Genomic DNA, 24844 nt, shown 5'->3' with positions numbered 1-24844 from the left:
AGACGCAATAGACTGGATAGCTATGAGTATCGAAGTTGAAGTCGGCACCAAAGCAATCGTGACCGTTCCCGCTTCTACGGCGAATCTTGGCCCCGGTTACGACACCTTGGGCATGGCGCTAAGCCTTTATGACACCGTCGAGGTAGAGGTCACCACCTCTGGGCTGGAGGTAGAGATTTTTGGTGAGGGCGCAGAAGACCTGCCGCGCGATGGCTCCCACCTAGTGGTTAAGGCGATTCGCTCCGCGCTTTCGACAGCCGATGCTACCGTGCCGGGCCTGCGGGTGGTTTCGCATAATAATATTCCGCAGTCGCGGGGCTTAGGCTCTTCCGCCTCTGCCGCTGTGGCGGGCGTGGCCGCTGGCAATGCGCTGGCGGGAAGCCCCCTCACCCAAGACCAGGTGGTGCAGCTTTCTTCCGCTTTTGAAGGACACCCCGATAATGCGGCCGCCTCCGTGCTGGGTGATGCCGTGGTGTCGTGGACCAATGTCCCCGTCGATGGCCACTCCTTGCCAGACTATCGCGCTGCTTCCATCAAGGTGCATAAAGATATTCGTGCCACCGCGCTCGTGCCGGATTTCCACGCGTCTACCCAGGCGGTGCGTCGCGTATTGCCGTCGCACGTGACTCATTCGGATGCGGCGTTTAACGTCTCGCGCACCGCGGTGCAAGTGGCTGCATTGCAAAACTATCCGGACCTTTTGTGGGAAGGCACCCGCGATCGCCTGCACCAGCCGTACCGAGCGGATGTGCTTCCTGTGACCGCGGAGTGGGTCAACCGTCTGCGCAACCGAGGATACGCAGCTTACCTCTCCGGCGCCGGTCCGACCGTAATGGTGCTGCACACCGAGGACATCGATGAGAGCATTCTTGCCGACGCCCGCGAGCAAAACCTCCGCGTCCTCGACCTCGCCATCGCCGGCCCAGTCAGCGTGGAGCTTACGCAGGCTTAATTTCCAGCCTGCATACGTTGTGAGGCTGGCGCGGGACCAGGTCAATGGTGGTGCCTTCATCGGTAGTTTCTTGCAGGAAGCCAGCGTGTACTGCGCAGAGGAATGGTGAAGGCTGGAGTCCTGAAGACACAAACGGGCAGGCACGGAGCTCCATGTCGGTAGAGTCCGGCTGCATGGCGGGGTCAAAGCCCATATCGCGCAGCGTGGAAAAGAGCGTATCGAGTGCGCGATCGGAGCCCTCCGCGCCTGCGGCGCGTGCCCAGCGGCGCCCGATCTCGATGGCCTTGGCTGACGCGGCGTCGTCAAGCTCTTCCTTGCCCGCCAGCATGGTGGTCAGCACTTCTACCAGGGTGATGTATTCCTCTGCCACCGTCTTATTATCGGGGACGCGGACTTGGAAAATCAGGGAAGGGCGTCCCCGGCCCTTACTTGGGGCGGATAGCACGTTTATAGCTCCGGCGTTGACCAGCTCATCGATGTGGCCGCGGGCGGTGTTGACGTGCATGCCAAGCTCCTCGGCCACGGTGCCAGCTTTGGCGCCATTGGGGTGGCGTTGTAAGGCTGCAAGTACCTCGCGCTGCTTTGGCGAGAGGTTGAGGGCCTCGGGGAAGAGTTCGGTGGTGGGCCGGGGTAGTGAGTCAGGCATGGTAGGAAATCCGCCTTGGGGTCTGCATAACAGAGAATTTATTTGGGGTGGACAAAAACGTTTGCTGTAGATATTGCCAAGGATACGGTGCTACCCACCGCAAAACCTAAAGCAGACTCGCGGTCTACCGGTACGGTGGCCTCGTAACCGCCCAGGTCTACGCGCAGCTGAGCGGCTGCGAGGCTGGTGGCCTCGACCGCTAGGACTCGCACAGCCCACTGGTTGCAGGCTTCTGGCACGGCGTCGATGGTGACCGCATGCGGATCGAATGTCACCGCCACCTCCTGCCCAGGCTGAACAGGCGCGTGTTCCGGCGTTGCCAAAATAGTAATCTCCCCGCAGGCGACCTCCACAGTGGCCGCGCCTATGGCGGTCACCGTTCCTTCAAGGCGGTTAAGTCCCGCGAGTGCTGCAACGAAGCCAGTCGGCGGGGAATTAAGGAGCCGCGCGGTAGCGCCGTGCGCTCGCACCTGTCCGGCTTCCATTACCAGCATGTCCTGCGCCAGGTTCGCAATGTCGAGCGCGTTATGGGTAACGAGCAGGGTGGTCCTATCCTCGCGTGCCGCGTGCAGAAAGTGGCGCCACCTCTCAGCCGATTTCACGTCGACTGCGGCAAGGGGCTCGTCCAATATGAGAACGGCTGGTCGCGCGGCTAACGCGCGCACCAAGGCCACGTGGGCGGCCTGGCCGCCGGAGAGGGCTGTTACTGGGACGTCGGCAAGCTCGTGCAATCCTGCTGCCGCGAGAAGCTCCTGCGCACGGGTCCTATCGCGGGTAACCATGGCGACCGCTTGCTGGGCCGTCGAGTGCGGCGGCAAGCCCGGCCGCTGGGTGAGTAAGACGATGCCGGTTGTGTCTGGAGAAACCTCACCGCCGCTCAGGCGCCCAGCAATGCGTCCCATAAAAGTGGTCTTGCCGGAGCCGTTCGGCCCCACCACGGCCGTAATGGCTCGCGGAGACAAAGCCGTGCGCACGCCATCGACCGTCACGGATACCGCCTGCGCATTCGTGGGCTGGGTGAGCTCGCGGAGCTTGTCCACGTCCAGTGAATGCAGCTGCTTTGCCTGTGGCTGGTAGCGCCGCCTTCGCAGGGCCGGCAAGCCCGCAAGCGCCAGGCAGACCAAAGCCAGCCCGATAAGCATGGCGGAGAGCACGTAGGCGCCGTCCGCGTCGACCTCGCTCTCTAAATAGATACCCAGCGGCATCGTGCGGGTAACCCCGGGCTGAGAGCCGGCAAAGGTCAGTGTCGTGCCAAATTCGCCCAATGAGCGCGCGAAGGCCAGCGCCGCGCCGGTAGCTACAGCCGGCGCGATCGAAGGAAGGGTGATCTTGCCGAGTATCTCCCAACGCCCCAGGCCCACGCCCCGCGCAGAAGCGAGGATTTCCTGGTCTAGTTGGCGCAGTGCCGAATCGACCGCTACCACCACAAAGGGCAGTGCCACGAAGGTTTGCGCCACCACGACTCCGGGGAAGGCGAAAGCGAGGTGGATCCCCAGGGAGTCGAGAAGCGGGGCGAGGTAGCCCTTGCGCCCTAAGGCTGCGGTAAGGGCCAAACCGCCGACCACCGGTGGCATAGCCAGAGGAAGGTAGACCAAAAGACGGATAATGGTGCTGCCGCGGCCGAGCTGCTGGACCCATAATGCCAGGCCCAAGCCCAATACGAGTGCGAGCAGCATGGATTGGAAGGCCGCCGCCACGGAGATGAGCAGCATGTCTCGAATCTCTTCGCGGCCAAGGTATTCGCCGATGCGTGCCCACGGCACCCGCAGCCCGAGAGCTACCACGGGAACGATGATGGTAGCTACCGCAATGAGACCAATGAGGCCGATAAGCAGCGGGGCCTTGGGGCGGACAGGCTGAGGGGCGGACATAGACTACTCCGCTGGGCTGAAGCCAAGGTCGCGCCAGGTGGAATCGAAGTCACTGCCCAGTACCTCGAGCACCGCGCGTGCCTGGTCGGGATGAGAGGCGTCCGTGGCAACGGCACCCAAAATCTGGTTGGAGAATTTCTCCGCCCCAGGAATATCAATCACCTCAACATCATTGCCGGCCGCGGCGGCATCTGTGGAGTAGACCCATCCAGCATCGGCTTCGCCCGAGGCCACCTTTCCCAAAACGTCTGCCACCTGGCGCTCCTGGGAGGAAGGGTGTGCGTCCAGATGCTGGTCATCGATGATTTGGGAGGAAATATCGCCGCAGGGTACTTGCGGATCGCAGAGTACGAAGTGATGGGAGTGGGAGAGATCGTGCACGGAATGGATTCCCGCCGGATTTCCCTTGGGAACCACCATGACCATGACATTGGTGGCGAGCACCTCAGGTGTGGTGACTGTGCCATCCTGGACCGCCTTATCCATGGTCTTCTTAGAAGCTGTGAGGAGAAGATCGGCCGGGGCACCCTCGCGCAGCTTGCTCACCAGATCGGACGAGCCGCCATTTTCAAAGCTTAGATTCACTGCTGGATCGAGCTGGCCCGCGCGCTGGGTAAGTTCCTCATTGATAACGCGGGTGGATGAGGCCGCCAGTACATTGAGCGTGGGATCCGCCGTATCCTGCGGCGAGGTTACTGACGTGTGCGGAGCGCAGGCTGAAACGGCGAATCCCAAGGCAACGAGGAGTGCGGCGATGCATCTTTTCATCTGCGGAGAGCTCCTTTTCGGCTTCTTCGGCGACGGGCTTGACCTACCTAGAATAGCCCTCCGCCGGACAAAGGTTTAGCTCACGCGAGTGAACTTGATATGGAAGTCGTTTTCTTCTTCCTGGAGGTAGTCGAGCTCGAACTTCTCCTCGCGGGACTCGACTTCTTTGAGCAGCGGAATGGGGTTGTGCGGGGCGATGAGGATCATAGACTCTCCCACGTTAAGGGTGCCCAATGCGCCATGGATGGCACCGTGGCGAACGGCGTGCGGAATTTCTGAGGCGTTGAGGGTGGGGATGGAATGCGGCCTATTGGCGTCGGAAATGGGCAGCTGCATGGCAAGTAGTCCTTTCTACTGGGGTGCTAGTTTCGCTCTGACCCCAATATTAGTACGATAAAACTCGTGCAAAATAATAGCGTGGCGCATCGCCTTATCTTTCTCGCCTGTGCAGGTTTATCCCTGCTGGTTGGGCTGGGTGCGGGCGCCTCCCTCCTGGGTTTGAACGCCACCCCGGGAGCATCCTTTGCCGCCGACCACGGGCCGCTTATGGTCTTCGGCTTCATAGGCGGGGCCATCGGCCTCGAACGCGTCGTCGCCGCGCGCACCACGTGGGCCTGGGTGGGGCCTGTATGCCACGTCGCTGGCGTGCTCAGCATTCTCGCCGGCCTACCGCGTGGGGTCGCAGCCATGTTCTTTGCCGCCGGCTTCCTTGTCCTTGGCTGCATCTATGCCACTATCTACCGCCGTCAGGCTAGCCTCGCGATCCTGGTGCAGGCAGTCGGCGTCATTGGGGGAGTAGTCGCCGCCGCCCTCTGGGCCATGGGGCCGGGGTTTGCTACAGCGATGCCGCTGTGCGCGCTTTATGCCGTGGCCACCATCATCGGCGAGCGCATGGAATTAGCGCGCATAACCATGGCCGGAACTCGCGCCGAAAATCATCTCACCCTCTTAGTATTGGGGCTGGCGGCAGCCAGCGTTATCTATGTGCTTTCCCCGGCGGTCGGCTATCGCGCTATGGGGCTGATGCTGATCGCCATCGCCGTGGCGACCGCGCGGGTGGATGTGGCCAAGAACTTGGTGCGCTCACAGGGATTGCCGCGCTATTCGGCGGCATGCATGCTGGCCGGCTACGCCTGGCTCGCGCTCGGCGGGTACTTGTGGCTGATCTATGGTGAGGCCACCGGCTTTGTCTATGATGCCTCGGTGCACACCATTTTCCTGGGCTTTGTCATGTCCATGGTTTTCGCGCACGCGCCCATCATCTTCACCTCTGTTATTCGCCGTCGTTTGCCATACCACAAGGTGTTATATGTACCGATGGGACTCTTGCACGGCGGCCTTGCGTTGCGGGTCCTTGCAGATTGTGCCGAGCACACCACGGCGCTTCAAAGCGGCGGGGTGGTTACCATTATTGCGGTAATAGTCTTTCTTGCCTGCGGCATTACCTTGACCAGCAAGGAGGCGCGACGTGCGCATTCATGACGTATCCCTGGCCGCGCGCGGCCGCTGGCATACCCTTAGCGCTGCCATTATCGCCGGGTGGATCCTTGTCGGCCTCGGCCTGCTCATCGCTAGCTCCTTGGGCGCTCCTGTGGTGTGGTGGGATATCATCCACCCCTTCACCATTGGTGCGCTGACGACGGCAATCATCGTCTTTTCCACCCACTTCACCGAGGCCTTGACTAGGACTGCGGGCGGGGACTATCGGGGCGTCGGCAGTCGCGTGGGCCTAGTGCAGCTCGGGCTTATTCTGCTGCTCATTGATAGGGCGGGGTATGACTGGGGCCCGCTTGCCGACGCCGCCTCTATCCTCATCATCGCCGCCCTCACCTGGCACCTGTGGTTCGTCGCGCGGCGCCTACGCGGCTCATTGTCTGGTTCCTTTGCGGTGACCGTGCCCTTTTATATAGCAGCAGCCGCGTTCATGATTGTCTCTGTGGTGCTCGTCATCCTCAGCGGCAATGGGGTAGGCGAGTACTCCCTCCTCATCGGCGCGCACTCGCGCGGTATGGTCTGGGGATTTGCCTGGCTGACCGTCATCGGCACGGTGGTCACGTTGCTCCCCACGTTGTCTGCCACCGCGATTTCTCCCACTGCTCGTGCGCGGTGTACTCGTGCGCTCATCGTGCACTGCGCGGGGCTGGGATGTGCGATGGCGCTATACGCGGTAGGCCTCACCCGAGCTGCAGGCGTGGCCCAGCTACTCGTGGTCCTCGCGGCGGTGCTCGTCATCCAGCCGGTGCTTGCCACCGTCATGGGGCGCTCGCCGCGGCTGACCACCGCCACCGTGGCTGTTATCGCCGGACTGCTGTGGATGTTGTCGCTGTGCGCTGGTGATGCCATCTCCGCGGCCGTCGGAGCTTACCCGCGCACCATCACCTTGGTTGTGCTTCCCGCCTTCCTCGGCGCTGGGCTCTTACAAATGGTGACCGGTGTCTTGCACCACCTGTTGCCCATCCTTACTGGAGCGCGCCCCAATACCGCGGACCGCACCGGTTACGCTCGTCTGCTGCTCATCAACCTGGGCGGACTACTTAGCTTGCTGGACGCTACTGCGGCCGGGCTTATCATGATGGGGATAGGGCTTGCGGCCAATATCTTCGCCGTCGGCCGCGCCCTCTACTTACAGAAAAGACTGGAGAACTAAATGCTGAGCGTTTCTTCCTCACAACCCGCGGATAAGCCCGCGCCTAAGGATTCCTCTTGGTCATCGTGGCTACTCATCGGTATCGCGTTAGCGGCAGTAATCGCACTCGCGGTGGTCAATTCCACCGGCAAGAGCTCTCAGTCCGCTACGCCTGTAGCCTCTGGTGAAACGCAGACTGTTGACGTGGGTGTGGACGGCATGGCCTTTACGCCCTCGTCCATCGATATCGACCCGGGAACCCACCTGGTGGTCAACTTCACTAACTCGGGTGACCAAGTCCATGACCTAAAGATTGGCGATGCCGAAACCGGCCGCGTCGATCCCGGCGAGACCGTCCAACTTGATGCCGGAGTCATCGACTCCTCCGCGGAAGGCTATTGCACCATCGCCGGCCACAAGATGCAGGGCATGACTTTTAAGGTCAACGTCGGAGATGGCGCCGCTGCAGGGCATGACCACACGGTGGCTTCTGCAAGCAACCCCCACGTGGACGTGCCTACCGCCGCCGAACTCGGCACCCAGCGCGAAGGCTTTTCCGCCTTTGACGCCACCTTGCAGCCTGCCGCCGAAACGAAGACGCACAAAGAGACCTGGACGATGACCGAGAAGGTCGTAGAGGTCGCCCCAGGAATCAAACAGATGCGCTGGCTTTTCAACGGCCAAGCCCCAGGCCCGACCCTGCGCGGAAAAGTGGGCGATAAATTCGAAATCACCATCAAAAACGAGGGCTCCATGGCCCACTCCATCGACTTCCACGCCGGCGAGGTCAACCCTGATGAGACCATGAAATCTATCCAACCGGGTGAGGAATTGACCTATAAATTCACCGCGCATCGCTCCGGCATCTGGATGTATCACTGCTCTACGATGCCCATGTCCCTCCACATCGCTAATGGCATGGCCGGCAACGTCATCATCGATCCGCCGAACCTGAAGCCCGTAGACGCGGAGTATAACTTCATGGCTACCGACGTCTTCCTCGGTGAGGAAAACACTGGTGCCGATGCCCAGCGCGTTGCCGATGGCCGCTTCGACCTCATGGCCTTTAACTATTATCCCGGCCAGTACGACGCAGAACCCATCAAGGCCAAGGTGGGCGATACCGTTCGCCTGTGGCTGACCAATCTAGGCCCCGACCAGCCGTTGAGCTTCCACGTTGTGGGCGAACAATTCGATACCGCCTACAAGGAAGGCGCCTACCTCATTAAGGATGAGGACTCCACCGGCTCGCAAGCGCTTGACCTGCTTCCAGCGCAAGGCGGATTCGTCGAAATGACCTTCAACGAGCCTGGTACTTATTCCTTTGTCAATCACATCATGACTAACGCCGAGAAGGGGCAGCACGGCAAGTTCATCGTTACGGAGTAGGCCAGCCTCGCTCGATACGCCCTTCGCGCTCACCGGGACGGTAATTTCGCGCTCCCCGCGGCTGCCAGTGAGCGCGAAGGGTGGTGGGAAGAAGACCCTAACCCTTGCCGCTCACCAGAGCAGTGCCGTGGCCTAGCTCAGCGGCTCTCAGTGAGCGCGAAGGGGCCGGGGCGCGGGGAAGCAGAGCTCTGGAAGCTCGCGCAATTCCGCGCATGTGTCGTAGTCGCGTTCGGCGCCGGTGCCAGGGACCTCGATAAAATTCGCCCCGCGGATGAGGCGGCGGGCGGAGACGTTTCGAGTTGTCGGAAGGGATTCAAGCTGCGTGCGAAGCGCGGGGGCGTGCCAGAGGGAACACAGCGGCTGGAGGTAGCCGTCGGCGGCACGAGTGAGGGCGGCATCGGCAGTCGAGGTGGCAAGGGCCGTGCGCAGCCGGGGAAGCAGCTGGGGCGAATCGGGGGCATCCACGGCGAAGAGGGCGAGCTCCGAGCAGTGGGATAATGCATGTGCGCCGGCCGCGATGCCAGCGACAGGCCCACCATAGAGCGGGGACTCGCACACCTGGGGTAGGCCGAGATAATGCGGGGAGACGGCCACGGCCGGTGTGCCGTAGGGAAGCTGGGCGAGCAGGCGGTCGATAAAGCGCGTGCCGTACGCAGAGAGGGAGGCCTTATCGGCGCCGCCCATGCGCCTGCCGTGGCCACCGGCGAGGATTATCGCGCCGAGCATTAGGCCTCCGGAAGGGTGCGGGACCAGTCCCCGGAGCGGCCGCCAGATTTAGCCACGATGCCGCAGCGGCGGATATAGGCAGAACGGTCCACGCCCTTGACCATGTCGATGATGGCAAGTGCTGAAACATTCACGGCCGTAAGCGCTTCCATCTCCACGCCGGTGCGGTCGGCGGTGCGGACGGTGGCGGAGATGGAGACGTGGTCGTCGGCAAGCGTGAGCTCCACAGCGCAGCCGTGCACGCCGATGGTATGCGCTAGTGGAAGCAGCTCGGGGACCTTTTTGGCGGCGGAAATGCCGGCGATGCGGGCTACGGCGAGGACATCGCCCTTGGGGACCGTGCCGTCGCGCAAAGCGGTCATGACCTCGGGAGAGCAGGCAACTTCGCCCTCGGCCGTGGCAGTGCGCACGGTGGGCTGCTTCTCGGTGACGTCGACCATGTAGGCAGCGCCGTCAGAGTTTAGGTGGGTAAATTTCATAGTTGCTCCTTTAATACAGATAAACGGTGGTCTCTTCGCCCACGGCGGGCGGTTCGGAGGAGATGAGACAAAAGCCATTGGTACCGGCGAGCGATACGACGCGATGGCTGCCGTGGGGCAGGTGCGAAGTAATGGCGGGCTCCGCCTGAAAGTCTACGGTCACGGGGACAATGGTCGGCCGGCCGCGGGAGGCAGGAAGAGGCGAGTCCACACGGGCGCGCAGGTTGACCCGCTCCCGTGGCGCAGGGTGCCCGGAAAGTGCGGCGATGAGGGGCCGAGCATAAAGCTGGAAATCCACGAAGGCAGCCACGGGGTTGCCGGGCAAGCATAGTACCGGGGTGCCTTTCCAGAGGGAGTAGCCCTGTGGGGCACCTGGGCGCTGATCGACGTGACCGAACCACGCGGAATCCGTGCGCCCCAGCACAGTGTGGACCACATCGAAGGCGCCGGCTGACACGCCACCGGAGGTGATGATGAGGTCGTGGGAGGAGGCAAGCTCATCCAGTGCAGAGGCGAGGTCCGCAGGGGCATCACTCACGTGGACGTGTGCGTCTGCGCCTGCAAGGGCAGCGAGCATGGGGCCGTTGGAATCCGGCAGCTGGCCGGCAGCGAGCTCTGTTGGGGAAGAGACGAGTTCTTCGCCAGAAGAAATGATCGCTATGCGTGGGCGGCGGTAGGCCGAGACGGAATAAACGCCGGCGGAGGTGAGAGCGGCGATTACGGCGGCGTCGACAAGCGTGCCGGCTGCGGCCACTGGCGCGCCGGGCTGGATATCCTCCCCGGCAGGGCGAATATGTGACTTGGTAGGAGCATCGGTGATGGTGACCTCGTCTGGAAGCGCTACTGGGCCGGCTGGGGTGGTGGTATTTTCCACGGGCACGACGAGCATTCCTGCGGTATCAGCTACCGGGGCGCCGGTCATGATGCGCACGGCGTGTCCCGCGGGGACCTCGATAGGGGCGGCGCCGGCTGGTACATCGCCGGCGACGGGGAGGGTCCACGGGCCGGGGGAGGAAAGATCCGCGGCGTGGACGAGGAAGCCATCCATCGCCGAGTTGGCGTGGGGCGGCACGGGAAAGCGCGCGGTGGCATCGGCGGCGAGGACGCGGCCGATGAGGGAGGCATCGACGGCGGCTGACTCGGCCGGCAGGGGGGATGCCAGGGTGAGGACGGCGTCGAGGTGCGCGGAGATGCTGCGGGGCGTGGACATGAAAATAAGGTTAGCCGCCGATGGCAGACATCGGACGGTCCGGTTGCAGAAAGCCTTCGTCATCGATGCCATGGCCAGGCTTTTTGCTCCACATTTCCCCAGCCCAGGCCTCCATGATCTCCTCATCGCTGGCCTCAGAGCGCAATAGATCCCGCAGCGGGGTTTCGGAATTGCCAAAGAGGCAGTTGCGCACGGCGCCGTCGGTAGTCAGCCGCGTACGATCGCAGTCGCCGCAAAAGGGGTGGGTGACCGAGGCAATGATGCCCAGTGTGCCGCGCGTTCCATCCGGGGTGGTGGCCTCCCACAGAGCGGCGGGGGCAGAACCGCGCGGTTCGCGTGCGGGCTCTAGGGAGAAGTGGGAGCGTAGGCGGCTAAGTATATCTTCGGCCGTTACCATGTCCTCGCGGCGCCATTGCTCGCGGGGCCCAAGCGGCATCTGTTCGATGAAGCGCAGCTGAGCACCGTGGCGGACGGCATAGTCTGCTAGCGGGACGATGTCTTCTTCATTGACCCCGGGCATGACCACGGCGTTGATTTTGATGGGCTTTAAGCCCGCGGCATCCGCGGCAGCGATGGCCTGAAGGACGTGATCGAGGCGGTCGCGGCGCGTGAGCGCGGCATAGCGCTCGCGGTCGATGGTGTCGAGCGAGATATTGATGCGGTCGAGCCCGGCCGCGGCGAGGGCATCGGCCCGCTTTTCAAGTCCGAGCCCGTTGGTAGTCAGCGCGGTGGATGGAGCGTGGCCTTGGTCGGTGCGTAGCTCCTTAGTAGCGGCAATAATCTTTTCCAGCGACTTACGCAGCAAGGGTTCGCCGCCGGTGAAGCGTACTTGGCGGATGCCCAGCTTGCCGACGCCAATTCGAATCAATCGGATGGTTTCCTCATCGCTCAAGGTCTGCTCTGTGGGCATCCACTCTAAACCTTCGGCCGGCATGCAATAGGTGCAGCGCAAGTTGCAGCGATCCGTGAGGGAGACGCGCAGGTCGCGGGCTTGGCGACCATAGCGATCCAGCAGTGCGCGCGTGCCATCAGCAGCCGGGGCGGGCAGATCCGCTGGCAACTGCGCCCGGACCACGGTGGGCAGGGGCAGGGAAACTAAGGGTCGCTGCGTGGAAGAGGTCATTGGTGCCAGTCTAAGAGAGGGGACGAGGTACACCAAGCTGCAACGGCTTAGAGAAGGATATTATTCCTAGTTTTCCCGGCTTAAATCGGTGGCTTCGGTGGCAGCGAGGCGCTGCGATTCGCCTGGACCCTTGAGCCGGATGATGTTGTACTCGCCTTCTGCCAGGTGGGTGCGCAAATCCTTCTTATCGAATTTGCCCACGGAAGTTTTATCGATGGACTTTACAAAGGTCCAGTACTCCGGCAGCATCCAACTCGGCAGTTCCTTGCGCATGCTGGCGCGCAGGCGCTCTGCGGTTTCGATGGTGGGAGAAGCACCTTCTGCCAAGACGGTAACGGCCAGTGGGCGCTCGACCCATTGCTTATCGGGGTAGCCGATGACGGCGGCTTCCACGACGAGTTCGTCGGACATGATGAGGTTTTCCAGCTGGACGGAATAGATCCACTCGCCGCCGGAGCGGATGACGTCTCGGGCGCGGTCCTCTACGGTAAGGAAGCCGTCCTTGGTGACCGAGCCGACATCGCCAGTGCGCAGCCAGCCATCCGCGGTGAATTTGCCCTCTGCAGCCTCGACCTGCTTGCCGCGAAATTCGGAGGCGATTTCGCCCGGCTCAGCGGTAGGCGAGTGGTAGTAGGAACCGGTGACCAGGTTGCCGCGTACCTGCAGTTCGCCCGCGTTGCGGTCGGTTCGGGCCACAACTTGGCCGTCATTGACCACGCGGTATTCCAGCGAGGCGGGGATGCGGCCCTGGGAGATGCGGTAGGCCCACCGCGTATCGCCCGAAGCACCCTGTGGAGGGCGGGCGACGCTGCCGACGGTGGAGGTTTCTACCATGCCCCACACGTGAACAACGTCGACGCCGTAGCGTTCCTCCCACATCTTGATAAGAGTTGGGGGAACGGGGGAACCACCGGCATAAATCTCCGTGAGGGTCATGCGCTCTGGCGGATGGTGCATGTAGTGGACAAAGAGCTGGATCCAGATGGTGGGCACGCCGTGGGCCACGCGCGGAGAAGTAGCGGCAATGGCCTTGGCAAGGGTGGGGGCGGATACGTCGGCGTCGGGAAGCACGAGCGGGGTACCCGTCATGAAGCAGGTAAAGGGGACGCCCCAGCTCAGCACGTGACAGATGGGGATGCAGCACAGGAAAGTCTCACCGTGGGTGATGCACAGCGAGTCCGAGGAGCGCAGCTGCATGGCCTCCAGATACAGTGAACGGTGCGAATATAGCACACCCTTGGGGGCACCCGTGGTACCCGTGGAATAACAGAGCGCCGCGGCAGTGCGCTCATCGAGCTCCGGCCAGTCATAAATGGTGGAGCGGCCATCAATTAAAGCTTCATAGGAATACACTTCAATCCCACGGGGGAAGAGATGGGCAAACTGCTGCGCCGGCTGTGCGCCGGTAAGGATGACGCTTTTCACGGAGTCGGTACCCACAAGCACCTTGCCTAATTGCTGCGCCAGCCGGGGATCGCACACGATGGCAGATATTTCCGCGTGATTAATAATATGGCGAATCTGGTCATTCATCAGCTGCTTATTGAGCGGCGCAAAAATCGCGCCCTTGCAAGCAGTGCCAAACATGACCTCGAGGTGTTCGGCGCAATTCCACATAAAACTGCCCACCCGCTCATCGCCGGTAATGCCCAAATCATCATGAATAGCGTGGGCGAAGGCGGCTGCGCGAGCGGCGATATCGCGGAAGGTAACTTCTTCGGCCGGATCAAATTCGGAGCCGGTGCCCTCACCGTGCCAGGTCGTCACCGTGGTGCTGCCGTGCACCGAGGCGCCGTATTCCAAAATGCGGGTCAGGGAGAGGGGGATATCCATCATTGTGGAAAGCATGCCTCTACTGTAGCGGTGTCATGGTGCGGGCGTTGCGGTCTATGCGTTATACTTGTTCGCGACTGGTAGGAAACTGGAATTTTTAGCTCCCCTTTCCTATGGATTCGGGCCCAGAGAAGTTTTGCCCGCAGTCGTTTCTTGATTTCTTCCGGTTCGTGCACCCGCTGTGCGAATTCTCCTTGAGAACATGGAAGAGGCCTCATACTTATTGCCCGGCAGGACGCGCATGCGCCTTGGCACGAGGGCGAGAAGTCCTAGAAAAATACACATTGGCTTCCAGTGCAACGCCGCGAGCACAGGCTACGGCGGCTCCCGCATCATCGGACCTGGTCAAGCAACGAAAGGATATCCGTGAGCGAAACGGACAACACCGCAGCACAGGATCTTGCATCCCTGAAGCTGCCGGAATTGCGCAAAATGGCCGCAGAGCGCGGCCTACGTGGTGTCTCTGCCCTGCGCAAGGGGGATCTCATCACCGCCATCAAGACTGGTAAAGTTCCGCCAAAGGCCAAGGCCAAGGTGGAAAGAGCCGCTCGGGTAGAAAAGGCGGAAAAGGCAGAGAAATCTGATAAACCAGAAAAGCCACGCGCGCAGGCGCAGGACGATGCGCCGCAGAAGGCGGAAAAGCAGGAAGAATCCGGCGAGAAGCAGGATAACCGCCAGCAGGGCTCTGGCGAGGAACAGCGCTATGAGTCGCGTTCCCAGGCTCGCCGCGCTCGCCGCAATCGCGCCCGCCGGCAAGAGCGCCAAGAGCGGCAGGAGCGTCAAGAGCGCGAGGAACGCAGCCACAACGAGGAGCAGGGTGGCAATAAAGACAACCGCGAGAATAACTCCCAGGATGGCTCCGATAATCAGGGCGATAAGAATGACCGCGGCGATAATAAGCAGCGCGGCAATCGCCACGATGACAACAATAATCACGAGCGCGGCAACCGTCGTGGGCGCCGCAATCGCCGCAACCGCCGTGGCCGCGGAAACAATAATGACAATAACGGCGGCAACGATTTGCAGGTCCGCGAGGGCGATGAGCTGCAGGCCGTCGGTGGCATTTTGGACGTGGTAGACAATAACGTCGCCTTCCTGCGCACCACCGGTTACCGCGCCGCGGCTTCCGACGTCTTTGTCAACAACGGCATTGTCCGCCGCCTGGGCCTGCGCTCCGGTGATGCCATCACCGGTCAGGTTAAGGTCTCCGGCCCGACGCATACGCACGGCAATGGCCGCAACCGCCGCAAGTACAACCAGCTGGTACAGGTCGATACCGTCAACGGCATCGATCCGGAAGGCGCAAAGCAGCGCCCGCACTTTAATAAGCTGACCCCGCTGTATCCGAATAAGCGCCTGCGTTTGGAAACGGACCCGAAGATCCTCACCACTCGCGTGATCGACCTCATTATGCCCATTGGTAAGGGTCAGCGCGCGCTTATCGTCTCCCCGCCAAAGGCCGGTAAGACGACGATTTTGCAGAATATCGCCAATGCGATTTCTACCAATAACCCGGAGTGCTACCTCATGGTCGTCCTCGTAGACGAACGCCCTGAGGAAGTTACGGATATGCAGCGTTCCGTTAACGGTGAGGTTATTGCTTCCACATTTGATCGCCCGCCATCAGAGCACACCTCCGTAGCCGAGCTGGCTATCGAGCGTGCCAAGCGTCTGGTGGAGCAGGGCAAGGACGTCGTTGTTTTGCTCGACTCCATTACCCGCCTGGGCCGCGCCTACAATAATTCCTCCCCGGCTTCCGGCCGCATCCTCTCCGGTGGTGTGGACTCCAACGCGCTCTACCCGCCAAAGCGTTTCTTGGGTGCTGCCCGCAATATCGAAGAGGGCGGTTCGCTGACGATCATCGCCACCGCCATGGTGGAGACCGGTTCTACCGGCGATACCGTCATCTTCGAGGAATTTAAGGGCACCGGCAATGCCGAGCTGAAGCTGGACCGTGGCATTTCCGAGCGTCGCGTCTTCCCGGCCGTGGACGTCAACCCGTCCGGCACCCGCAAGGACGAACTGCTGCTCGTACCAGAGGAGGCGCGCATCATGACCAAGCTGCGTCGCATCCTTTCTGCCCTGGATTCCCACCAGGCCATTGACCTGCTCATTAAGCAGCTAAAGAAGACCCGCTCCAATGGCGAGTTCTTGATGCAGGTGGCCTCCTCGGCCCCGATGGCTGCGGATAAGGATGAAGAAGATTATGTCTAATCAGGTTTCCCTCGTTGATGACATTGTGTCCGAATACCAGGGCATTGAGATGCAGATGGGCGATCCGGAGGTGGCCGGCGACCAGAAGCAATTCCGCAAGCTCTCCAAGCGCTATGCGGAGCTGCGCCCCATCATCATGGTTAATAATGAGCTAACCCAGGCCCGCGAGGATCTCGCGGACGCCAAGGAGATGGCCTACGAGGACCATGACTTCCAAGAAGAAGCGGACCGCCTCGAAAAATCCGTGGAGAGCTTGGAAGAAAAGCTCGCTGATCTGCTCGCACCGCGCGATGAGCAGGACTCCGAGGACATCATTATGGAGATCAAGGCCGGCGCGGGAGGCGAGGAGGCGGCCCTCTTCGCCGGTGATTTGGCCCGGATGTACGAGCGCTACGCGGATAAGACCGGCTTTAACTGGGAGGTCCTGGGCCTCAATGAGTCGGATTTGGGAGGCGTGAAGGATATGACCATTTCCTTCCGCTCCAAGTCTCCCTCGCGCGATGGCGCCTGGTCCGTCTTCAAGTTCGAGGGCGGCGTGCACCGTGTGCAACGTGTCCCGGTCACCGAGTCCCAGGGCCGTATTCAGACCTCTGCCGCGGGTGTGCTGGTGTACCCAGAGCCAGAAGAGGTGGAGTCCGTCAATATTGATGACAAGGATATTCGCGTCGACGTCTACCGTTCTTCTGGTAAGGGCGGCCAGGGCGTGAATACCACCGACTCCGCGGTGCGCATTACCCACCTGCCAACTGGGCTTATCGTTACCTGTCAGAAGGAACGTTCCCAGATTCAGAACAAGGCGCGTGCACTGCAGGTCTTGCAGGCCCGCTTGGACCAGATGGAGCGTGAAGCTCGCGAGGCTGAGGCCGGCGAGCAGCGCGCCTCCCAGGTACGCACCATGGACCGTTCCGAGCGCATCCGCACCTATAACTGGCCGGAGAACCGCATCACGGATCACCGCATTGGCTACAAGGCCAATAACCTGGACTCTGTTTTGAACGGCGATATGCATGACCTTATTAAGGCTTTGCAGGACCAGGAGCGCGCCGAGCGTCTCGAGGCCGAGGGCTAAACGGGCGTGGATAACACGTATGGACAGGCGCTGCGCCATGGGGTGCAGCGCCTTCGTGCTGCCGGGGTACCAAGCCCCGAATGGGATGCGCGCATCATTGCCGCGCACCTTATTCATTGCGGCCACATGGATATCCCGCTGGACCAAGCTCCTATGCCCGGTTTCGATATGGCCTATGATGCGCTGCTACGTCGCCGTGAGTCCCGCGAGCCCCTACAGTACGTGCTAGGCAGCGCTTGGTTCGGTCCGCTGGAGCTCAAAGTGGGCCCTGGCGTATTTATCCCGCGGCCGGAAACCGAGGTGATGGCGGACTGGGCGGTGCGCAATGCGGACGGCCCGCGGCTGGTGGACTTGTGCACTGGCACAGGGGCGTTGGCACTATATCTGCACCACTACTTACCTGAGGCGCAGGTGCGGGCAGTTGAGCTTGCCGACGCCGCCTTGGCCTACACCACTGCCAATACCCGCGGCAGCGGGGTGAAGGTCATTCAGGCCGATGCTACGGATGCCACTACCTTGGCGGAGTGGAACGGGACCGTGGACCTTATCGTGACCAACCCGCCGTATGTACCGGAGACGCCGGACCTCGATCCGGAGGTCTACCATGATCCACACGACGCGGTCTTTGCTGGTGCGGATGGGATGGGCGTCATCACCGGCCTCATCCCGACGTTCGCCCGCCTTTTGCGCCCGGGCGGCAAGGTGGCCATCGAGCACGATGACTCCACGAGCGAAGCCGTACAAGCCGCAATGGCCCGCCACGGCGGCTTTGAAAGAATTTCGGCGCTGCAGGACATGACGGGAACGCCCCGCTTTGTCACTGCGGTGCGCGCGGTAGACTAAGACACCACCGAGGGCAAGAAGAGGAAAGACTATGCAAGGAAAGATTTTTAACTGTGCCGATGAGGCCGAGCGCGAAGAGGGCCTGAACATTGCGGTCAAGGCTGCACAATCCGGTCGCCTTGTGGTCATGCCCACCGATACGCTGTATGGCCTTGGCTGCGATGCCTTTGATAATGATGCCGTAGCCAATCTCTTGGCTACCAAGCAGCGCGGTCCGGATATGCCGGTACCGGTTTTGGTTGGTTCCTGGGATACCGTTCGCGGTCTCGTGGCTTCCTATACCGATACTGCGCGTGATTTGGTTGAGGCCTTTTGGCCGGGTGGCCTGTCTATCGTTGTTCCTCAGGCGCCATCCTTGCCGTGGAACCTCGGTGATACCCGCGGCACGGTAATGCTGCGCATGCCGCTGCATCCCATTGCGATTGAGCTTTTGCGCGAGGTTGGTCCGATGGCTGTGTCTTCCGCCAATATTTCTGGCCACCAGCCACCAACCACCGCGCTTATGGCTAAGCAACAGCTGGGTAAAGCCGTGACGGTTTACTTAGATGGGGGAGAGACGGCCGTCGGTAAGCCTTCCACCATCATTGATCTCTCCGGTGAGCGCCCGTATCTGCTCCGTGAAGGCGCGCTCTCGGCCGAGGAAATCGGCAAGGTCATCGGCCTCGATGCCCAAACCCTGCGCACCCGCCCCCAAGCCTAAGGAGGTATTCGCGTGAGCGGCAGTGGTGTCCCGCTGCGCGAGTTGGCCCTTGTCATCCTCGTCGCAGCAGCATTTACGTATCTGACCACCGGTGTGGTGCGCTCCTTTTTAGTGCGCACCGGCCGGGTGGCGGAAATTCGCCTGCGCGACGCTCACACGCAGCCCACACCCCGTATGGGCGGCGTGGCCATGTTTACCGGCTTTGCGGCGGCAATATTCCTCGCAGCCCAGCTTCCAGCCTTGACTCGCGGCTTTATGCCCGTCACTCCGGAAATGAATGCGGTGCTATGGGCGGCCTTGGCGCTGGTGCTCGTTGGCGTGGTCGATGACCTAGTAGAACTCAGTGCCGTCGTGAAGCTTTTTGGCCAGCTTTTCGCTGCCACGCTCATGAGTGGGTTGGGCCTTACCTGGACACTACTTTTTATTCCGTTTGGCGGCGGCACCACCGTTGTGCTGGACCAACTGCAAAGCACCCTGCTCACCGCATTCTTTACCGTCTTGCTTATCAATGCCATCAACTTTGTAGACGGGCTTGATGGCCTGGCAGCAGGCCTTGGAATGATTGCAGGAGGGGCAATTTTAGTCTTTTCCTTGACCGTCCTCCATGACCAGGGCGGTGCTGTATCGGCCTATCCGCCAGCCATTATTAGTGCCGCACTGGTGGGAATGTGCGCCGGCTTCTTACCCCATAACTTCGAACCATCCCGCATTTTTATGGGCGACTCCGGCTCCATGCTTATCGGCCTCTTGCTCGCTGCGGCCTCAACTTCTGCGTCCGGCAAGATCAACATGTCTCTGTATGGCACGGTGGATATTGTCGCGTTAATGTCACCCATCATCGTGGTCGCCGCAGCGGTATTTATTCCAGTCCTCGACCTTGTCTGGGCTGTTATTCGCCGCCTATCGCACGGCCGTTCACCGTTTTCTGCGGACAAGGCGCACATTCATCACCGCCTCCTCAAGCTTGGGCATACTCATAGGCGTACCGTGCTAGTGCTCTACTTGTGGGTTTCCGCAGTGGCATTTGGTGCGGTGTCCTTTTCCATCGTTCCCGCGCCGGTGGCCATTGGCGTGACTATTGTGGCCCTGCTTCTCGCGTTTGCAGCTACTCTCGTGCCCTTGCGGCAAGGAAAGATTGGCCCTGCTGCCCGAGAGACCGTCGTGGTGGCGGAAACTGAACCTTCGTGAGGTAGGCTCGGTCTCCGTGAATGATCCTAAAGTAAACTCTGATTTTGATGATCCGCGTCTGCCCCTCAAGCGCGCCGTGCAGCTAGGTGTCAAAGCGTTGCTTGTCATTATGTTGGTATCACTTGCCATTTGGGGGGGATTGAAAGGCCTTCCCGGAATTTGGGGCGTCTTAATTGGTGCAGCTCTAGGCGGAGGATTCGTATTGTGCACGGCTCTTTCAGTCCTATTTACAGCCAAGTCAACCCCCTCGACAACAATTGCAGTGGTGCTCGGTGGGTGGCTGCTTAAGCTAGTTTTGCTCTTGGGGGTTTTGGCAGTAATTAGGGAAATGGATTTCTATGACACGTGGGCCTTGTTTCTTAGCGTAGTTGCAGCTCTTGTTGTAACCCTCGGAACTGAAGTCTGGGGGATAGTTACTTCTAAAGTGACGTACGTGGCTTAATCGGCGTTCAAAGAATGCTGCCAAAAGCTTGAGGCAGCTCAGCATCATGGGGATACCGAGCAGCTCTATTTCATCTGTTACTTGCGGTTATGAGAGATTTATACCCCCGACGAGGGGCGGGTGAGATGTGGTGTGATGAATTCCACGCTTATGAGTTTGGCCAGCAAATCGCAGGTTTATAGCTTAATTACTTACTTTGGAATTGAAGAGTAGCTTCTATGGGGCCCCCACGTGCAAAAACTCAGGATCCAGCTGATACGATTCACTTCGGGTTACCGTGGAAGTAGGCACGTGCTCTCTTCCGGTATTGGTAAATCCCTGTCTTGTTCATGCTGATGTGCGACGGAGTCCGTGAACAGGACAGAAAGTTTGAGACGTCCATCGCACCACAAAAGCTTTTACAAGCTGTGTGGCCCGAACACGGGAGAGAACGCTGAGCGTTACAACATTGGCTATGAAAGGGCACTTCCACACGCCCGATCTAGGTGAAGAATTCTTCCCGGGGCAAATTGATGCCGACCATCTTTTTTTCGGTGACTTCGCCGGCGGATGGTTCGCGCTTGATCGCCTGATGCTGATTCGAATCTTGATGACGCTAATTGTGGTGATCCTTTTCTGGGCCGCCTTTAAGAACCCTAAGTTGGTTCCTTCTGGCATTCAGAATGTGGGCGAGAATGCGGTCGACTTTGTCCGTATTCATATCGCTGAGGACATTTTGGGTAAGAAGGAGGGAAAGCGATTTCTGCCAATTATCGCTAGCATCTTCTTCGCGGTTCTATTCATGAACGTTGCGACCGTTATTCCGGGGCTTAATGTCTCGCCGAACGGACGTATTGGTATGCCAATTGTCTTGGCCGCGGTTTCGTACATTGTGATGATTTACGCGGGTGCCAAGAGGTATGGCCTTGGTAAGTTCATTCGCTCCTCGGTAGTGATTCCGAACTTGCCACCGCTATTGCATCTTTTGGTGGTACCGATTGAGTTTTTCTCTACGTTCATCTTGCGGCCGGTTACCCTTGCTATTCGTCTCATGGCGAACTTCCTTGCTGGACACATCATTCTGGTTCTTCTCTTCTCTGCTACGAACTTCTTCTTCTGGCAGCTGAATGGTTGGACCGCACTGTCTGGACTAACCATTATTCTGGGCTTGGCTATGAGCCTGTTCGAGATTCTGGTTATCTTCCTACAGGCGTACATCTTCGCTCTTTTGACGGCGGTGTACATTGAGCTGTCCTTGCACGCTGATTCGCACTAAGGACGAGGTCGACGAGCGCGACCGAGTAAACCACCTAATTTAAACCATCGACATTCAGTCTTGAGACAGACTGAAATTCTACGAAAGGGAACGACTTTCACCATGAACGAAATCATTCTGGCAGCGGATGCCGCTTCGAAGTTTGAAGGACTGGGCACCATTGGTTATGGCCTGGCGGCTATCGGTCCAGGCATCGGTATCGGTATCGTTGCCGGCAAGACCGTTGAAGCTATGGCCCGTCAGCCAGAAATGGCTGGCCAGCTGCGTACCACCATGTTCCTGGGTATCGCCTTTACTGAGGCCTTGGCACTTATCGGTCTCGTTGCCGGCTTCCTGTTCTAAGAGCTCGAGTTTTCACACCGAATCTTTTAAGACGGGAGACCAATGAATAACGTCGTTTACTTGCTTGCAGCAGAGGGCGGAGACAACCCAGGTTCGGGTAGTTTCTCTGTTCTTCTGCCCAAGAACTATGACATTTTCTGGTCTTTGCTGTGCTTCATCGTAATTCTGTTGCTGTTCTGGAAGTTTGTAATTCCTATGTACAGCAAGATGTTGGCAGAGCGTGAAGACCGGATCGAGGGCGGCTTGAAGCGTGCCAAGGCTCAGCAGGCCGAGGCCAAGGCTGCTCTGGAAAAGTACAATGCTCAGCTGGCTGATGCTCGTGCAGAGGCAGCCGAGATCCGCGAGCAGGCGCGCGAGCGCGGCAAGCAGATCGAGGCCGAGGCCAAGACCAACGCGGAAGAAGAGTCCCGCCGCATCGTCGCCAATGGCGAGAAGCAGCTGGAGGCTTCCCGCTCGCAGGTTGTTACTGAGCTGCGTTCCGAAATGGGCCAGAACTCCATCAACCTGGCGGAGAAGATTCTGGGCGGCGAGCTTTCCGACGCCTCTAAGAAGTCCTCCACCATCGATGGCTTCTTGTCCGAGCTCGACTCTGTGGCACCGGCCGGAAAGTAGGCAACTATGAAGGCAGCTAGCCGCGAAGCACTCGCAACCTCGCAATCTCGCTTGGATGAGATCCTTGCTGGCGAGAATAGCGTCGCCACCGCCGCGCAGGCGGGCCTGGATATCTTCGAGGTTGTCGATGTCTTGGATGCAGACCGCGAATTGCGCGTCGCATTCACCGATATCGCCGCTCCGAGCGAGGCACGCAAGTCCCTGGCTGAGACCCTGTTTGGCTCCAAGATTTCCGGTGGCGCATTGCGCATCATCCAGGAAGCTGCGGCCGCACAGTGGTCCACCCCGAAGGACTTTGTCAAGGGCTTGGTGTCCCTGGGCCGCCGCGCACTGCTGCGCGGTGCTGAGGCGCAGGGGCAGCTGGGGCAGGTAGAAGACGAGCTCTTCCGCCTGTCCCAGATCCTTGACCGTGAGGGCGAGCTCACCCAGCTGCTTTCCGACCGAACTGCTGATTCCGCCCGCAAGCGCGGATTGCTGGCAAACGTGCTCTACGGCAAGGTCACGATGTTTACTGAGGCACTGGTGCTTCAGGCCATCTCCCGCCCAGAGCAGAACCCGATTGATGATGTAGCCGCTTTAGCTGATTCTGCAGCAGACCTGCAGGACCGCACCATTGCGCGTGTTACCGCAGCGGGTGAACTAAACGAAGGCCAGCAAGCAGTACTCGCTGAGAAGCTGGGCAAAATTTATGGTCGTGCGATGTCCATTCACTCTGAGGTTGACACCAGCCTCCTCGGTGGCATGCGCATCCGCGTCGGCGATGAAGTCATTGATGGCTCCACGGCAGGCAAGATTGCCCGCCTGCGTGCCCAGATGGCATAGCCGAAACGACAGAAACGATTTAAGTAAGTGCTGGAAGATACTACCGAGAGCAGGAAGAACATGGCGGAGCTGACGATCTCCTCCGACGAGATCCGTAGTGCGATTGCGAACTACACCTCGAGCTACTCCGCGGAGGCCTCCCGTGAGGAGGTCGGCGTGGTCATTTCGGCAGCTGACGGTATTGCGCAGGTTTCTGGCCTGCCATCCGTTATGGCGAATGAGCTGCTCGAGTTCCCAGGCGGCGTGATTGGCGTCGCACAGAACCTTGACACCAACTCCATCGGTGTCGTGGTCCTGGGTAACTTCGAGTCCCTCAAGGAGGGCGACGAGGTCAAGAGGACCGGCGAGGTTCTCTCCATCCCAGTGGGCGAGGAATTCCTCGGCCGCGTAATTAACCCATTGGGTCAGCCGATTGACGGCATGGGCCCAATCAACGCTGAAGAGGAGCGCGTCCTCGAGTTGCAGGCACCGTCCGTGCTGCAGCGTCAGCCGGTTGAAGAGCCAATGCAGACCGGCATCAAGGCTATCGACGCAATGACCCCGATCGGCCGTGGCCAGCGTCAGCTGGTCATCGGTGACCGTAAGACCGGTAAGACCGCGGTTTGCATCGACACCATTTTGAACCAGAAGGCTAACTGGGAGTCCGGCGACAAGGATAAGCAGGTACGCTGCATCTACGTCGCAATTGGCCAGAAGGGCTCGACCATCGCTGGTGTGCGCCGCACCCTTGAGGAACACGGCGCACTCGATTACACCACCATCGTGGCCGCACCGGCTTCCGATTCCGCCGGCTTCAAGTGGTTGGCACCGTTCTCCGGTGCAGCGCTGGGCCAGCACTGGATGTACCAGGGCAACCACGTCCTGGTTATCTACGATGATCTGACCAAGCAGGCTGAGGCCTACCGTGCCATTTCCTTGCTGCTGCGCCGTCCGCCGGGACGCGAGGCATACCCGGGCGATGTGTTCTACCTGCACTCCCGCCTGCTGGAGCGTGCTGCCAAGCTTTCCGACGACATGGGTGCTGGCTCCATGACCGCACTCCCGATCATCGAGACCAAGGCAAACGACGTCGGCGCCTTTATTCCGACCAACGTCATTTCTATTACTGACGGCCAGGTCTTCCTGGAGTCTGACCTGTTCAACCAGGGTGTTCGCCCGGCTATTAACGTCGGTGTTTCCGTCTCCCGTGTCGGTGGCGCTGCACAGACCAAGGGTATGAAGAAAGTTGCCGGTAACCTGCGTCTGGACCTGGCCTCCTACCGTGATCTGCAGGCCTTCGCGGCATTCGCATCTGACCTGGATGCTGCTTCCAAGGCTCAGCTGGAGCGCGGTTCCCGTCTGGTTGAGCTGCTGAAGCAGTCCGAGTCCTCCCCGCAGCCGGTGGAGTACCAGATGGTATCCATCTACCTCGCCGAGGCTGGCATCTTCGACGTCGTTCCCGTTGAAGACGTCCGCCGCTTCGAGGACGAGGTACACGAGTACCTCAACGCCAACACCCCAGAGGTCTTTGAGCAGATTTCCGGCGGCAAGCCGCTGACCGATGAGTCCAAGGACGCATTGGTTGCGGCAGCTAAGGATTTCCAGCCGACCTTCCGCACCTCCGAAGGCCATAACTTGGGCTCTGAGGCACCGGTAGAGCCTTTGGATGAAAACGACGTAAAGAACACCGAGCTCAACGTCTCCCGCAAGACGGCTAAGTAGAGTTCAGAACTCATAACTAACCGTCTAGATTAA

At 60.2% G+C, this 24844-nt stretch carries 24 protein-coding genes and 2 pseudogenes; 15 read left to right on the top strand and 11 right to left on the bottom strand.

Translation table 11 applies throughout. The annotated features are described in order from the left end of the window. Window positions 1-22 precede the first annotated feature (22 nt). Window positions 23-952, top strand: a complete 930-nt coding sequence (thrB, locus tag ACLI1L_RS08005) for a homoserine kinase (RefSeq protein WP_284798627.1) — start codon at window positions 23-25, stop codon at window positions 950-952. Here the strand turns inward: thrB and ACLI1L_RS08000 are convergent. From ACLI1L_RS08000 to ACLI1L_RS07975, 6 genes and pseudogenes are all read right to left on the bottom strand, one after another. After that, window positions 939-1598 (bottom strand): helix-turn-helix transcriptional regulator, encoded by a 660-nt coding sequence (locus ACLI1L_RS08000; RefSeq protein WP_411707291.1) that lies wholly within the window; start codon window positions 1596-1598, stop codon window positions 939-941. The genes thrB and ACLI1L_RS08000 overlap by 14 nt on opposite strands. Window positions 1599-1636: 38 nt before the next feature. Then, on the bottom strand, window positions 1637-2083 hold the full coding sequence (locus ACLI1L_RS07995; protein WP_411708363.1) for a TOBE domain-containing protein: 447 nt from the start codon (window positions 2081-2083) through the stop codon (window positions 1637-1639). 138 nt (window positions 2084-2221) lie between these two features. Further along, window positions 2222-2740, bottom strand: a pseudogene (locus ACLI1L_RS07990) (ATP-binding cassette domain-containing protein); the annotation flags it as partial. Beyond that, window positions 2717-3274, bottom strand: a pseudogene (locus ACLI1L_RS07985) (molybdate ABC transporter permease subunit); the annotation flags it as partial. The pseudogenes ACLI1L_RS07990 and ACLI1L_RS07985, both read right to left, overlap by 24 nt. Before the next feature lie 198 nt (window positions 3275-3472). Next, the gene (modA, locus tag ACLI1L_RS07980; RefSeq protein WP_411707290.1) at window positions 3473-4237 is read right to left on the bottom strand and encodes a molybdate ABC transporter substrate-binding protein; all 765 of its coding nucleotides are present in this window, start codon (window positions 4235-4237) and stop codon (window positions 3473-3475) included. A gap of 75 nt (window positions 4238-4312) precedes the next feature. Next, a complete protein-coding gene (locus ACLI1L_RS07975; RefSeq protein WP_086588034.1) occupies window positions 4313-4573 on the bottom strand; it encodes a DUF2249 domain-containing protein in 261 nt (86 codons plus the stop codon). Window positions 4574-4639: 66 nt separating this feature from the next. Here ACLI1L_RS07975 and ACLI1L_RS07970 point away from each other — a divergent pair, with 66 nt between their 5' ends. From ACLI1L_RS07970 to ACLI1L_RS07960, 3 genes are read left to right on the top strand one after another with little or no spacing between them, the layout of a single operon-like run. Then, the gene (locus ACLI1L_RS07970; protein ID WP_411707289.1) at window positions 4640-5719 is read left to right on the top strand and encodes a hypothetical protein; all 1080 of its coding nucleotides are present in this window, start codon (window positions 4640-4642) and stop codon (window positions 5717-5719) included. Continuing rightward, window positions 5706-6884 (top strand): beta-carotene 15,15'-monooxygenase, encoded by a 1179-nt coding sequence (locus tag ACLI1L_RS07965; RefSeq protein ID WP_411707288.1) that lies wholly within the window; start codon window positions 5706-5708, stop codon window positions 6882-6884. Before ACLI1L_RS07970 ends, ACLI1L_RS07965 begins: the two co-directional genes overlap by 14 nt. Beyond that, entirely contained in the window at window positions 6885-8252 is a 1368-nt protein-coding gene (locus ACLI1L_RS07960) for a multicopper oxidase domain-containing protein (protein WP_411707287.1), read from the top strand. Window positions 8253-8399: 147 nt separating this feature from the next. On the opposite strand, the gene ACLI1L_RS07955 is transcribed toward ACLI1L_RS07960, so the two are convergent. The 5 genes from ACLI1L_RS07955 to ACLI1L_RS07935 all read right to left on the bottom strand — a co-directional run bounded on the left by ACLI1L_RS07955 (window position 8400) and on the right by ACLI1L_RS07935 (window position 13638). After that, entirely contained in the window at window positions 8400-8978 is a 579-nt protein-coding gene (locus tag ACLI1L_RS07955; protein WP_411707286.1) for a molybdenum cofactor guanylyltransferase, read from the bottom strand. Next, window positions 8978-9457: a cyclic pyranopterin monophosphate synthase MoaC gene (gene moaC / locus ACLI1L_RS07950; protein ID WP_394286323.1), complete on the bottom strand. Its 480-nt coding sequence runs from the start codon at window positions 9455-9457 to the stop codon at window positions 8978-8980. The genes ACLI1L_RS07955 and moaC overlap by 1 nt, the downstream gene beginning before the upstream one ends. Window positions 9458-9467: 10 nt before the next feature. Continuing rightward, the gene (locus ACLI1L_RS07945) at window positions 9468-10667 is read right to left on the bottom strand and encodes a molybdopterin molybdotransferase MoeA (protein WP_411707285.1); all 1200 of its coding nucleotides are present in this window, start codon (window positions 10665-10667) and stop codon (window positions 9468-9470) included. Between the two features lie 10 nt (window positions 10668-10677). Continuing rightward, entirely contained in the window at window positions 10678-11790 is a 1113-nt protein-coding gene (gene moaA, locus ACLI1L_RS07940; RefSeq protein WP_411707284.1) for a GTP 3',8-cyclase MoaA, read from the bottom strand. A 66-nt stretch (window positions 11791-11856) separates the two neighbouring features. Next, window positions 11857-13638 carry a long-chain fatty-acid--CoA ligase gene (locus tag ACLI1L_RS07935; RefSeq protein ID WP_411707283.1) on the bottom strand — a complete coding sequence of 594 codons (1782 nt, stop codon included), beginning with the start codon at window positions 13636-13638 and terminating at the stop codon, window positions 11857-11859. A gap of 351 nt (window positions 13639-13989) precedes the next feature. Here ACLI1L_RS07935 and rho point away from each other — a divergent pair, with 351 nt between their 5' ends. The 11 genes from rho (at window position 13990) to atpA (ending at window position 24811) form a co-directional block, all read left to right on the top strand. Beyond that, a complete protein-coding gene (gene rho, locus ACLI1L_RS07930) occupies window positions 13990-15837 on the top strand; it encodes a transcription termination factor Rho (protein WP_086588741.1) in 1848 nt (615 codons plus the stop codon). Next, window positions 15830-16906 (top strand): peptide chain release factor 1, encoded by a 1077-nt coding sequence (prfA, locus tag ACLI1L_RS07925; RefSeq protein ID WP_049361387.1) that lies wholly within the window; start codon window positions 15830-15832, stop codon window positions 16904-16906. The genes rho and prfA overlap by 8 nt, the downstream gene beginning before the upstream one ends. A 6-nt stretch (window positions 16907-16912) precedes the next feature. Then, window positions 16913-17749, top strand: a complete 837-nt coding sequence (gene prmC / locus ACLI1L_RS07920) for a peptide chain release factor N(5)-glutamine methyltransferase (RefSeq protein ID WP_086588742.1) — start codon at window positions 16913-16915, stop codon at window positions 17747-17749. A gap of 31 nt (window positions 17750-17780) precedes the next feature. Next, on the top strand, window positions 17781-18449 hold the full coding sequence (locus ACLI1L_RS07915; protein WP_023027842.1) for an L-threonylcarbamoyladenylate synthase: 669 nt from the start codon (window positions 17781-17783) through the stop codon (window positions 18447-18449). A gap of 12 nt (window positions 18450-18461) precedes the next feature. Then, window positions 18462-19637 (top strand): glycosyltransferase family 4 protein, encoded by a 1176-nt coding sequence (locus ACLI1L_RS07910; RefSeq protein WP_086588743.1) that lies wholly within the window; start codon window positions 18462-18464, stop codon window positions 19635-19637. A 16-nt stretch (window positions 19638-19653) separates the two neighbouring features. After that, window positions 19654-20079: a hypothetical protein gene (locus ACLI1L_RS07905; RefSeq protein WP_023021755.1), complete on the top strand. Its 426-nt coding sequence runs from the start codon at window positions 19654-19656 to the stop codon at window positions 20077-20079. 454 nt (window positions 20080-20533) lie between these two features. Next, complete coding sequence (atpB, locus tag ACLI1L_RS07900) at window positions 20534-21334, top strand: F0F1 ATP synthase subunit A (RefSeq protein ID WP_023021754.1); 801 nt, start codon at window positions 20534-20536, stop codon at window positions 21332-21334. 102 nt (window positions 21335-21436) lie between these two features. Next, window positions 21437-21676, top strand: a complete 240-nt coding sequence (locus ACLI1L_RS07895) for an ATP synthase F0 subunit C (RefSeq protein WP_023021753.1) — start codon at window positions 21437-21439, stop codon at window positions 21674-21676. Window positions 21677-21718: 42 nt separating this feature from the next. Continuing rightward, window positions 21719-22288 (top strand): F0F1 ATP synthase subunit B, encoded by a 570-nt coding sequence (locus tag ACLI1L_RS07890; RefSeq protein WP_023021752.1) that lies wholly within the window; start codon window positions 21719-21721, stop codon window positions 22286-22288. A 6-nt stretch (window positions 22289-22294) separates the two neighbouring features. Beyond that, the gene (locus ACLI1L_RS07885; RefSeq protein ID WP_411707282.1) at window positions 22295-23110 is read left to right on the top strand and encodes a F0F1 ATP synthase subunit delta; all 816 of its coding nucleotides are present in this window, start codon (window positions 22295-22297) and stop codon (window positions 23108-23110) included. Window positions 23111-23170: 60 nt separating this feature from the next. Then, a complete protein-coding gene (gene atpA / locus ACLI1L_RS07880) occupies window positions 23171-24811 on the top strand; it encodes a F0F1 ATP synthase subunit alpha (RefSeq protein ID WP_086588745.1) in 1641 nt (546 codons plus the stop codon). The last annotated feature ends 33 nt before the right edge of the window (window positions 24812-24844 follow it).

The sequence above is a fragment of the Corynebacterium sp. LaCa117 genome (assembly GCF_046717765.1).
Taxonomy (GTDB): domain Bacteria; phylum Actinomycetota; class Actinomycetes; order Mycobacteriales; family Mycobacteriaceae; genus Corynebacterium; species Corynebacterium kefirresidentii.
The sequence above is the reverse complement of the archived record's forward strand: the minus strand, read 5'-3'. Positions and strand labels throughout refer to the sequence as shown.